This window comes from Pseudomonas sp. SED1, from assembly GCF_034044025.1.
Classification (GTDB): Bacteria; Pseudomonadota; Gammaproteobacteria; order Pseudomonadales; family Pseudomonadaceae; genus Aquipseudomonas.
The window spans coordinates 1-10,354 of record NZ_JAXCIS010000205.1 but is presented as its reverse complement, the minus strand read 5'-3'; the positions used below and the strand labels follow the sequence as shown (position 1 = coordinate 10,354).

General features: G+C 63.0%; 10 protein-coding genes. All 10 read left to right on the top strand.

Translation table 11 applies throughout. The features are described 5' to 3' along the window. Nucleotides 1-181 precede the first annotated feature (181 nt). Genes SNL23_RS26620 through SNL23_RS26575 form a run of 10 tightly spaced genes read left to right on the top strand, consistent with a single transcriptional unit; the run spans nucleotide 182 to nucleotide 10,263 of the window. Entirely contained in the window at nucleotides 182-775 is a 594-nt protein-coding gene (locus tag SNL23_RS26620) for a transposase (RefSeq protein ID WP_318304146.1), read from the top strand. A gap of 59 nt (nucleotides 776-834) precedes the next feature. Then, complete coding sequence (locus SNL23_RS26615) at nucleotides 835-2,433, top strand: ShlB/FhaC/HecB family hemolysin secretion/activation protein (protein ID WP_318304144.1); 1,599 nt, start codon at nucleotides 835-837, stop codon at nucleotides 2,431-2,433. Between the two features lie 24 nt (nucleotides 2,434-2,457). Further along, on the top strand, nucleotides 2,458-4,257 hold the full coding sequence (locus tag SNL23_RS26610; protein ID WP_318304143.1) for a DUF2341 domain-containing protein: 1,800 nt from the start codon (nucleotides 2,458-2,460) through the stop codon (nucleotides 4,255-4,257). A gap of 11 nt (nucleotides 4,258-4,268) precedes the next feature. Then, nucleotides 4,269-4,694: an ExbD/TolR family protein gene (locus SNL23_RS26605; RefSeq protein ID WP_318304141.1), complete on the top strand. Its 426-nt coding sequence runs from the start codon at nucleotides 4,269-4,271 to the stop codon at nucleotides 4,692-4,694. Between the two features lie 3 nt (nucleotides 4,695-4,697). Then, nucleotides 4,698-5,405 carry an energy transducer TonB family protein gene (locus tag SNL23_RS26600; protein ID WP_318304140.1) on the top strand — a complete coding sequence of 236 codons (708 nt, stop codon included), beginning with the start codon at nucleotides 4,698-4,700 and terminating at the stop codon, nucleotides 5,403-5,405. 42 nt (nucleotides 5,406-5,447) lie between these two features. Further along, entirely contained in the window at nucleotides 5,448-7,148 is a 1,701-nt protein-coding gene (locus SNL23_RS26595; RefSeq protein ID WP_318304139.1) for a putative porin, read from the top strand. 17 nt (nucleotides 7,149-7,165) lie between these two features. Next, nucleotides 7,166-7,792: a DNA repair protein gene (locus SNL23_RS26590; RefSeq protein WP_318304138.1), complete on the top strand. Its 627-nt coding sequence runs from the start codon at nucleotides 7,166-7,168 to the stop codon at nucleotides 7,790-7,792. Nucleotides 7,793-7,812: 20 nt separating this feature from the next. Then, entirely contained in the window at nucleotides 7,813-8,301 is a 489-nt protein-coding gene (locus SNL23_RS26585; RefSeq protein WP_076016347.1) for a YbjN domain-containing protein, read from the top strand. Next, entirely contained in the window at nucleotides 8,298-9,233 is a 936-nt protein-coding gene (locus SNL23_RS26580; RefSeq protein ID WP_318304136.1) for a peptidylprolyl isomerase, read from the top strand. Before SNL23_RS26585 ends, SNL23_RS26580 begins: the two co-directional genes overlap by 4 nt. 52 nt (nucleotides 9,234-9,285) lie before the next feature. Then, on the top strand, nucleotides 9,286-10,263 hold the full coding sequence (locus tag SNL23_RS26575; RefSeq protein ID WP_318304134.1) for a LysR family transcriptional regulator: 978 nt from the start codon (nucleotides 9,286-9,288) through the stop codon (nucleotides 10,261-10,263). Nucleotides 10,264-10,354 lie beyond the last annotated feature (91 nt).

The window sequence follows — 10,354 nt, the reverse complement described above, 5'->3', positions numbered from 1 at the left end:
AGCCGTAACAAAACCAACGGATATACCCCCAACCCCCCCCCCGCCCAAAAAAGAAGCTTTTATGACAAAAGTTCGGTAGCCCCCGGTGCCCCCAGTCTTGGCTATGTAACGCGCTCAACACCGCCAAACAGGCGATTTCAGAGCCGCAAGCAGGATGCCAGGAGTGGGGCGAATGGGAACTATGGAACGTTACTCGAAAGTCGGCATGCAGGAGCTCGACCAGCGCCTGTCAAAGATCGTCGAAGCCGCGCGCAAAAAACCGGTCTCGGTCTACCGCTATGGCGCACCGTGGGTATGGATCGTCTCCCAGGACGACTGGCAAGGCGCCCTCAAGGAAGTCTCCAGCTACATCCCCGCAGGCCATTCACTGGTCCTGCTGCGCCCGCAGATCGACGAAATCCTCGACCACCACCGCGACCTGCTTCAGGCCGAACCCGGCACCCAGATCGCCCCCCAGACCCTCTTGCAGATCCTGCTGCTGCAACTCCTGTACTCGGTCCCCAACGAACAGCAACTGCACGAACAACTCAACTACAACCTGCTGTTCCGCTGGTTCGTCGGCCTCGACCTGAACCAGAAAGTCTGGGGCATCAACCTCCTGCAACGCGACATCGCCACGTTCCTGAATAACCCGCAGGCGGTGCAGTTGATCCAGAAAATCATCGGTGAAGTGTTCTGTGGCGCCTTGCTGCACATGTCGGAGTTCTCCCTGAACTTCGCCCTGCTGCACACCTGGCTCGCCCGGCACGGCAACACCTCGATATCCAGCAATTGAACAGGCCAAACGCCGGGCAAACGGCGACGGCACTCATTCTTAGTAAACCAGGGGGCGGTGTGGAGCATCTGTTCAAATCAATGCTGGCGCTGTGCTGGCTGACGCTGGGCGCACTGGCGCAACCCGTGCAGGCCGAAGAGCAGGGCGCACAGCCCGAAACTCCGGCACGGCTGGTGGACGTCAACGAGTACTTCGTGCGCGGCAATACCGTGCTCGATGCCCGCGCCATCGAAGAGGCGGTGTACCCGTTTCTCGGCCCGCAAAAGACCCTCGCCGATATCGAAGGCGCCCGGGATGCCTTGCAGAAGATCTATCAGGAACGCGGCTACCAGTCAGTGTTCGTCGAGCTGCCGGAGCAGAAGGTCGATGACGGTATCGTCTACCTGCAAGTCAGCGAAACCAAGGTCGGCCGCGTCCGCGTGGTAGGCGCCAAGCACTATTCACCGGTGGAAATCCGCGAGGAAGTGCCGGGCCTGAAGGAGGGCGCAGTCCCGGATTTCGCCAGCGTGCAAACCCAACTCGCCGGCCTCAATCGTGGTGTCGGGCGCCAGGTCACGCCGTTGGTACGCGAAGGCCAGCGCCCGGGCACCATGGACGTCGATCTGCAGGTGGAAGACCAGAACCCCTGGCACGCCAGCCTCGGCCTGAACAACGACTACAGCGCCGACACCAAGGAACTGCGCAGCGTTGCCACCCTGGGTTACGACAACCTCTGGCAACTGGGCCACAGCATTTCCCTGACCTACTTCACGGCGCCCCAGGACAGCGACAACGCCAAGGTCTGGTCTGGCTCCTACACCGCGCCGTTGAGTGATCGCTGGAGCCTGCAATTTTCCGGTTATCAGTCCGACAGCAACATCGCCACCATCGGCGGCAGCAACGTGTTGGGCAAGGGCCATTCCTACGGTGTATCGGCGATCTACAGCCTGCCGGCCAGCGGCAACTGGGCCAACTCGTTCTCGGCCGGTGTGGACTTCAAGGACTTCAAGGAACAGATGAAGTTTGGCGGCAGCACGGACGATATCCCGCTCAAGTACGCCCCGCTGACCTTCGGCTACAACGGCTATCGCTACACCGAGCAATCGCAGTTGGGGCTGGGCTTGAGCCTGGTGGTGGGCACCCGTGCGTTTTTCGGCTACGGCGGCGACGCCGAAGAGTTCCAGTACAAACGCGACCAGGCCAGCCCGAGTTTTGCGGTGCTCAAGGGCGACCTGAATTACACCTACACCTTCGGCAACGACTGGCAGTCGGCGTCCAAGGCCGGTTTCCAGTTGGCCTCGGGGCCGCTGGTGTCCAACGAGCAATATTCCGCCGGTGGCGCCACGTCGGTACGCGGTTATCTCGCCGCCGAGCGCACCGGTGATGAAGGTTACCTGCTGTCCCAGGAGCTGCGTACGCCTTCGCTGGCCAAGTTCCTCGGCAGTTATGTGCAGGAGTGGCGCTTCTACGCGTTTGCCGAAGGTGCGCGCCTGCGCCTGCATGACCCGCTGCCCGAGCAGGAAGACGAATACAGCCTGGCCAGTGTCGGCCTGGGCACCCGTGCCAGTTTGAGCAAGTGGTTGTCCGGCAGCCTGGATTGGGGCTACCCGCTGCTCGACGGCCCAAACACACAGAAACAGGACTCGCGACTGCACTTCAGTGTGCAGGCGACTTTCTGACCCTTTTTTTCGGAGACTGCTGACATGCAACGCCTATTTCTGAGCCTGTTGATTTGCCTGGGCTTCGCGCTCCCGGCCACCGCCCATGCCTGGTGGCAGGACGATTGGCACTACCGTAAACAGATCACGGTGGACACCACCTCCCAGGGCGCGGCCATCAGCCAGGCCTTGGGCCGCACCGCGTTGCTGGTGCGCCTGCACACCGGCAATTTCACCTTTGACGGGGTCAAGGACGACGGCGCCGACCTGCGCTTTGTCAGCGCCGATGACAAGACCGTGTTCAACCACCAGATCGAAAGTTTCGACCCGCTCATGGGCATGGCGCTGATCTGGGTGGATGTGCCCAAGGTCGAAGGCGGCCAGCGCCAGGACCTGTGGATGTACTACGGCAACCAGAAGGCTCCGGCTACCGCCAACGGCCAACTGACCTTCGACCCGAATTACACCGCGCTCTACCACTTCGACGGCGCCAACGGCACGCCGCCCCGGGACACCACGGCCTACGGCAACACCGCCGTGAACGCCACCGGTGCGAGCATCGACGGGGTGATCGGCCGCGCGCTGCAGTTCAGTGGCCAGCCGTTGCTGCTGCCGGCGAGCCCGTCGCTGCAACACGCAGAGGGCGGTGCGTTTACCTTCAGCGCCTGGCTGCGCCTGGACCAGGCCAGCGGCGAGCAACTGGTCATGGCCCGTCGCGAGGGCACCCATAGCCTGTTGCTGGGCTTGAACCAGGGCATGCCGTTTATTGAAATCGACGGCCAGCGCGCCGTCTCGACCCAGCCGCTGAACCCAGGCCAATGGCAGCACCTGGCATTCACCGCCGAGGGCGACAAGGTCTCGCTGTACGTCAATGGCCGCGAGACCGCGACCCTTGCAGTGGCAATGCCGGCGTTCAATTCGCAACTGGCGATCGGTGCCGATCTGCCGGAGGCGGCCCGCGGTCACCTGCCGTTTACCGGCGCCATGGACGAGCTGCGCCTGTCCAAGGTGGCGCGCCCGGCAGCTCTGTTACTGGCCGATGCCACAGCCCAGGGCGCCGAGTCGAAACTGGTGGCGTATGGCGTGGATGAAGAACAGTCGGGCTTCGGTTTCGGCAGCCTGGGCTTCTTGCTCAAGGCCGTGCCGGTGGACGCCTGGGTGATCATCCTGGTGCTGGTGGGGATGATGTTTCAGTCGTGGTTCATCATGATTCGCAAGAACCGCCAGGTCAGCCGCGTGAGTGCCGCCAACGATATCTTCCGCGAGCAATTCGCGCAGATCGGTACGCGCCTGGAGATGTACTACGACGACGCGTTGCTGGCTGAGCGCCTGACCCATTCCTCGCTGTGGCGCCTGTACCGGGTGGCGGTCAAGGAAATCCGTACCCGCCGCGCCCAGGGCGCCGACACCTCGTCGGTCTCGGCAGCCACCATCGAAGCCATCCGCTGCTCCATGGACGGCGTGCGCACCCGGGAAAACCAGCAACTCGGCGCCAAGCTGTCGACCCTGTCCAACGCGATTGCCGGTGGCCCGTATATCGGCCTGCTCGGCACGGTGCTGGGGATCATGGTGGTGTTCCTCGGCACGGCAATGGCCGGTGACGTGAACATCAACGCCATCGCCCCGGGCATGGCGGCGGCCTTGCTGGCCACGGCCATGGGCCTGTTTGTCGCAATCCCGGCGCTGTTTGGCTACAACCGCCTGATTACCCGCAACAAGGAAGTCAGCGCCGACATGCGCGTGTTCGTCGACGAGTTCATCACCCGCCTGGCGGAGATGCATGGCGAGAGCCAGCACAGCGAAGCGGCGCACCGTCGCGACCACCACGCCCCCGTCCCGGCCTGAGGAGAATCAGCATGGCTTCCGTGAATGCCTCCCACGACGATGACGATGATGCACCCGTCGACAGCATCAACATGACGCCCCTGGTGGACGTGCTGATGGTGGTGTTGGTGATGTTTATCCTCACCGCCACCGCCCAGGTCTCGGGGATCCAGATCCACCTGCCCAAGGGCAGCGCTTCGGTGTCGCTGTCCGAGGCCAAGACCAAGGCCATCTCGGTGAACGATGGCGGCCAGGTGTTTCTCGACGCTTACCCGGTGACCTTGCCGGAGCTGGAGGAACGCCTGCGCATCGAGAAAGCGTTGAACCCGGACTTCCCGGTAATCGTGCGCGGCGACGCCATGGTGCAGTACCAGAAGGTGATCGAAGTGCTCGACTTGCTGCGTCGCCTGGAGCTGTCCCAGGTCGGGCTGGTCACCGGCAAACCGAGCCAGGGCTGAGCCATGACCGCACAGATGCCGATCACGCCGACGCCGCTCAAGAACAAGCCGCCGTTGCGCCCGCTGAAGTGGGGCGCTGGCCTGCTGCTGGGGGCCGTGGCTGCCTGGTTTCTCTGGCAGTGGGCCAATGACATGAGTGGCGTGCGCCGTGAGGCGCCCAAGGTGCCGACGATTATTCCGTTGCCGCCACCGCCACCACCGCCGCCGGAAAAACCCAAGGAACCGGAGCCCGAGGTGCAGGAGAAAGTCCCCGAGCCGGAGCCCACCCCAACCCCCGACGAAGTCAAACCCGAGGAGGAAGCGCCGCCTTCACCGGTGGACGACCTGGCCAACCCGATGCAGATCGACGGCGATGCGCAGTCCGGCAATGACGGTTTCAACATCGGTGCCGGCAAGGGCGGCGGCATGGCCGGTTCTGGCGGTGGCGGCATGGGTACCGGGACGTTCAAGCAGTACCTGGCCGGGGTGTTCCAGCGCCTGCTGCGGGAAGACCCGGAGCTGCGCAAGAAGGCCTACACGGTGCAGGCCGACCTGTGGCTGAGCGCCGACGGCGAGGTGACCCGCGTGGAGTTGGCCAAGTCCAGCGGCGACGCCGAGACCGACGCTCAGGTGTTGGCCGCATTGCGCGCCACACCGCGCCTGAAGGAGCGCGCACCCGCGTCATTGACCCTGCCGGTACGCCTGTCCCTCAAGGGCCGGCGCCCGGATTGATCGAACCCTTTTTTTGCAGTTTTCTACAGGAGTTGTGTGCAGATGATTTCCCACGTGAATCGATTGACCCTGGCGGTCGGCATGGTCATTGCGACCCTGGTCGGCCAGGCGACGGCAGCCACGGCCGCGCCTTCGGAAAACGCCACGATCAACCTGATCCGCCTGCTGGTGCAGCAAGGTGTGCTCAAGCAGGAACAGGCCGAAGGGTTGATCGCCCAGGCTGAAAAAGAAGCTCAGCAGGCACGCCAGGCCAGTACCGCCACTGCAGTCGCGGCAGGTCCAACTGCGGCCCCCGGCGATGTGCGGGTGCAGTACGTGCCGGCAGCGGTGCGCGACCAGATTCGCGACCAGGTCAAGGCCGAGGTCATGGCCACCGCCAAGCAGGAAAACTGGGCCCAGCCCAACACCTTTCCGGACTGGGTCTCGCGCATCAGCTTCGACGGCGACATCCGCCTGCGGGATGAGTCGCGCTATTTCTCGGGCAACAACAGCAACGAAATCGTCGATTACGCCAAGCTCAATCAAAACGGGCCCTACGACGTTAACAAGAACACCAACACCCAACTGCCGCCGTTGCTCAATACCCGCGAAGACCGCGAGAACCTGTTCCGCCTGCGCGCCCGCCTGGGCATGAAGGCCGTGATCTCACCCGAATGGACCGCCGGCATTCGCCTCGGCACCGGCAACGACAACAACCCGGTGTCCACCACCCAAACCCTGGGCGGCGGCTTTGGCAAGAAAGACATCTGGCTCGACCAGGGTTACCTCACCTGGAAGACCACCGACTACATGACCCTGACCGCCGGGCGCTTTGCCAACCCGTTCTACTCCACCGACATGATGTATTCCGGCGACCTCAATTTCGACGGCGTGGCGGCGATCTTTAACCACAAACTCAATAGCGACTGGGGCCTGTTCGGCACCCTCGGCGCGTTCCCGGTGGAGTACAGCCCCGACACCGCCACCACCAACGGTTTCGACAAGGACGAGAGTGAAAACAAATGGATGTTCGGCGGGCAGATCGGCGCCGACTGGAAGATCAACCGCAGCAACAGCCTGAAAGGCTCGATGGCCTACTACCACTTCGGTGACATCCAGGGCGAACGCTCCAGCCCTTGCTCGCCGTGGGCCGGCCAGCCGGCGTGCGACACCGACGGCACGCGCCTGGCCTTCATGCAGAAGGGCAACAGCCTGTTCCTGCTGCGAGACATCGCCCCCAATCCGGCGACGCCTGGCCTGACGCCGCAACCGCAATTCGTCGGCCTGGCCTCCAAGTTCAATGTGCTCGACCTCAACCTGGCGTGGGACAGCGAGCTGCCGGAAGACCTCAAGCTGCGCAGCCAGACCAACTTCATCCACAACCTGGCCTACGACAAGGGCGAGATGCTCAAACGCAGCGAAGGCCAGATCGTCAACAACATCAACAGCGACGGCCAGTTTGAAAGCGGCGGCAATGCGTTGCTGGTGCAGTTCACCCTCGGCAGTGCGCTGGAGATGCGCCGCAAGGGCGACTGGAACGTGTTGGCTGGCTACAAATACATCCAGCCGGATGCCTTGCCGGACGGCTTTAACGACTCCTCGTTCCACCTTGGCGGCACCAATGCCAAGGGCTATTTCATTGGCGCCAACTACGGCCTCGACAAGAACATCTACGCCAGTGCCCGTTGGCTTAGTGCCTCCGAAGTGTATGGCGCGCCGTTTGAAGTGGATGTCATGCAACTGGAACTCAACACGCGCTTCTGATGCGCCGGAGAAAGCTCATGAACACGCGAATTTGCGGCCTGCTTTTGCTGCTCGCCACCACCGGTGCTTCGGCTGAAGGCATGGAAGAGCGCCTGCGCACCCAACTGCGCAGCACCACCCAGCAGTTGCAGGCGCTGCAAAGCGAGCAGGCCCAGGCCAGTGCCGCGCGCATCGCTGCCGAAACCCAGGCCAAGCAGGCTCAGGCGCAGATCAAGCAACTGACCGCCGAGCTGGAAAAGACCCGGGGCGTGGCTGAGCAATTGGTCGGCCAGCAACAGAACCTGCACAGCCAGGCCCAGGCCCAGGTGGCCGCCAGCAACGAGCAGGTGGGAAAGTTCAAGAAAGCCTATGAAGACTTGCTGGTGATCGCCCGGGGCAAAGAAACCGAGCGGGCGCGTTTGCAGGCGCAACTCACGGAACGTGACACACAAGTGCAGCAATGTTCAGTCAAGAATCAACAGATGTACGGGGTGGCCCAGCAATTGCTGACGGCCTACGAAAAAATCGACGTGGCCGACGTGATGAGCATCCGCCAACCGTTCGCCAGCAGCACCCGGGTCAAGTTCGAGGAACTCGCCCAGGGTTTTGGTGATGGTCTATACCTTAATCGGTTCGATGCCCCACAGACCGTCACTAATCATTGATCAACAAGGAAGAGACCACTATGAGCGACGTACAACTGATCACCAGCGTGACCCCGCCATCCCTGACCGAGCTGCTGCAGGAAGCCGGCTACCGGGTCAACCAGACCGAGCAGAACGGCATCGTGCAATTGCTCAGCGCCAGCCAGGGCATCGGCTTTGCCGTGCGTTTCGGCAACCCGGCGGCAGAGCAGGGCAGCTACGTGGATTTCACCTACAGCTGCGCGTTGCGGGTGCAGGGCGAGTTGCCCGAGGGTTTGGCCCAGGTGTGGAATGCTTCCCGGCGTTTTGCCCGCTTGTCGTTGCAGGGTGAGTTCCTGCTGATGGAGATGGACGTGGTGGCCGCCGGCGTGGGCGCCCCGTACCTGCGCAACCAGCTGGAATTGTGGGACCGCCTGCTGCAGGAATTCATCGTCTACCTGCGTGAATACAGCCAGCAGGCCGCTCAGCTTCAGGCCCAGGCCGACGCCGCGCCTGCCGTCGATGCCCGTGAAGAGGCGCCTGCCCTGTGAAGAAACCAACCCTGGTGGTCGGCGCCGGCGCCCTGGTGGTGCTGGCGGTCGCGGTGGGGTTGAGCCTGCGACCGGGCAGTGACCCGGTCGCAGCCCAGCAGCCGGCGTCGGTGGCCGTGAAGGACGGGCCGGCGGTGGCGCGCCTGGGCAATCAGCAGATCGACCTGCTTGAACTCAAGTCGGTGCTGGCCGCCTTGCCGGTGGAAACCCGCGAGCAACTGCGTGGCAACCGGGGCGCCCTGGAAACCTGGCTGCGTTCACGCCTGGCGCAAAAGGCCGTGCTTGAACAGGCCGATGCCCAGGGCTGGCGCCAGCGCCCGGAAGTGCAACAGCAAACCCGCGCCGCCACCGAGCAAATCGTGTTTCGCGACTACATGTTATCGGTCAGCCAAGTGCCGGCCGATTACCCCAGTGCCGCCGAATTGCAGCAAGCCTATGACAGCGGCAAGGCGCAATGGGTGACGCCGCCGTTGTACCAGGTCAGCCAGATTTTCCTGGCCGTGACCGACCCGCAAACCGTCGACACGGTGCGGCGCCAAGCCCAGGAGTTGAGCCGCAAGGCGCAGGCTTCGCCGGGCGAGTTTACCGCCCTGGCCAGCCAATATTCCCAGGACCCCGACAGCGCCCGGCGCGGTGGCGATTCCGGGATGCAGCCATTGCAACAACTGGTGCCTGAAATGCGCAGTGTAGTGGCGCGGCTCAAGACGGGCGCGGTGTCGGAGCCGGTGCAAAGTGCCGCGGGTTTTCACGTGCTCAAGCTCACCGGGCAACAACCGGCGCGCACCGCCACACTGGATGAACTGCGGGGCCGCCTGACCGAAGCGCTGCGTGCGCAACGCCAGGAGCAAATCGCCAAGGCCTACCTGGAAGGCATGCTGAATACCGCCACCTTGAGCATCGACGGTGCCGAGCTGAACAAGGTGCTCGAGTAAAAAACGTCTCACCGCATTGGATGCACAGTACCCACAAGACAGGGAGTCTCCCATGGTATTTCTTGACCCGGCTGTACCCCACGGCACCACGCCCTATCGCGGGCTGACTGAGTCCCGCGAGGCCTGGCTGGCCCTGGCGGCCACTATCGAACCCGAGGTGGCGCAGTATTTCCTGATCAGCGCCCGGTGTGGGTGTTTCATGCAGGCGGCCCGCAGCCTGAATATCAAGGCCACGCAATTGCGCAAGCGCCTGGCGCAGTTGGAAGAGCAACTGCGGCGTTCGTTGTTCAGCTATCAGGGTAATGTCCTGGCCTTGAGTCGTGATGGGCAGCAGTTGCAGGCCCAACTGATTGCCCTGGCCCATGAACGACGGGTGCCGGTGCTGGAGCAACCGTTGATTCGGCTGGCGGTTGCGGAGTCGATCCTGCATGACATTTTGGGGCGCGACTTGATTGCGTTGCTGCGGCGCAATGCGAGTGTGCGGCTGGAGATTATTTCCATCGACAGCGATTTGGGGTTGCAGGCGCTGGATGCGGATGTGGTGGTGTGGTTGTCGGGGATGGAGTCGCCGGGGGCTGGGCCGAGCTTTGCCATTGGGGCGCCTGAGGTGTTGGCGCGGCTGGATTATTCGCCGCATATTGCCAAGCGGTATTCGCGGTTGGCGGTGCGGCCCGACAGTATCGAGGACCTGGCGGATTATATGTTGGTGCAGTGGCAGCCGGACCGGCAGGTGGAGGCGTTGCGGCCGTGGAACAGTCTGGTGGAGCAGCGGTTGGCGGGGGTGGTGCAGGTGCAGGCGTATCCGTTGATGCTGGAGATGATTCGCTGCAGTGCGTGTATTGGGTTGTTGCCGCGGTATATGAGTTGTTTTGATCGTGGGTTGACGGGGTTGGATGGGGTGTTTTTGGAGGGGATGCAGCGGCAGGTTTGGATGGGGGTGAGTGCTGAGGTGCGGCATCCGCAGGAGGTGGGGTGGGTGGTGGAGATGATTCGGAATACGTTTCTTGAGCGGGGGGAGTGGTTTGATTGATGGGGTACATATCCGTTGCTGCGGTAACGGCGGCTTAGGGTTCCGCTCTTACAGCGGGTCACTTTTGGCAAACGCCCGGAATGCCGGCCCA

Excerpts from the sequence above, each read along its gene's own strand:
- SNL23_RS26620 (WP_318304146.1), top strand. The coding sequence starts at position 182 with ATGGAACGTTACTCGAAAGTCGGCATGCAGGAGCTCGACCAGCGCCTG.
- SNL23_RS26610 (WP_318304143.1), top strand. The coding sequence starts at position 2,458 with ATGCAACGCCTATTTCTGAGCCTGTTGATTTGCCTGGGCTTCGCGCTC.
- SNL23_RS26605 (WP_318304141.1), top strand. The coding sequence starts at position 4,269 with ATGGCTTCCGTGAATGCCTCCCACGACGATGACGATGATGCACCCGTC.
- SNL23_RS26600 (WP_318304140.1), top strand. The coding sequence starts at position 4,698 with ATGACCGCACAGATGCCGATCACGCCGACGCCGCTCAAGAACAAGCCG.
- SNL23_RS26595 (WP_318304139.1), top strand. The coding sequence starts at position 5,448 with ATGATTTCCCACGTGAATCGATTGACCCTGGCGGTCGGCATGGTCATT.
- SNL23_RS26590 (WP_318304138.1), top strand. The coding sequence starts at position 7,166 with ATGAACACGCGAATTTGCGGCCTGCTTTTGCTGCTCGCCACCACCGGT.
- SNL23_RS26585 (WP_076016347.1), top strand. The coding sequence starts at position 7,813 with ATGAGCGACGTACAACTGATCACCAGCGTGACCCCGCCATCCCTGACC.
- SNL23_RS26575 (WP_318304134.1), top strand. The coding sequence starts at position 9,286 with ATGGTATTTCTTGACCCGGCTGTACCCCACGGCACCACGCCCTATCGC.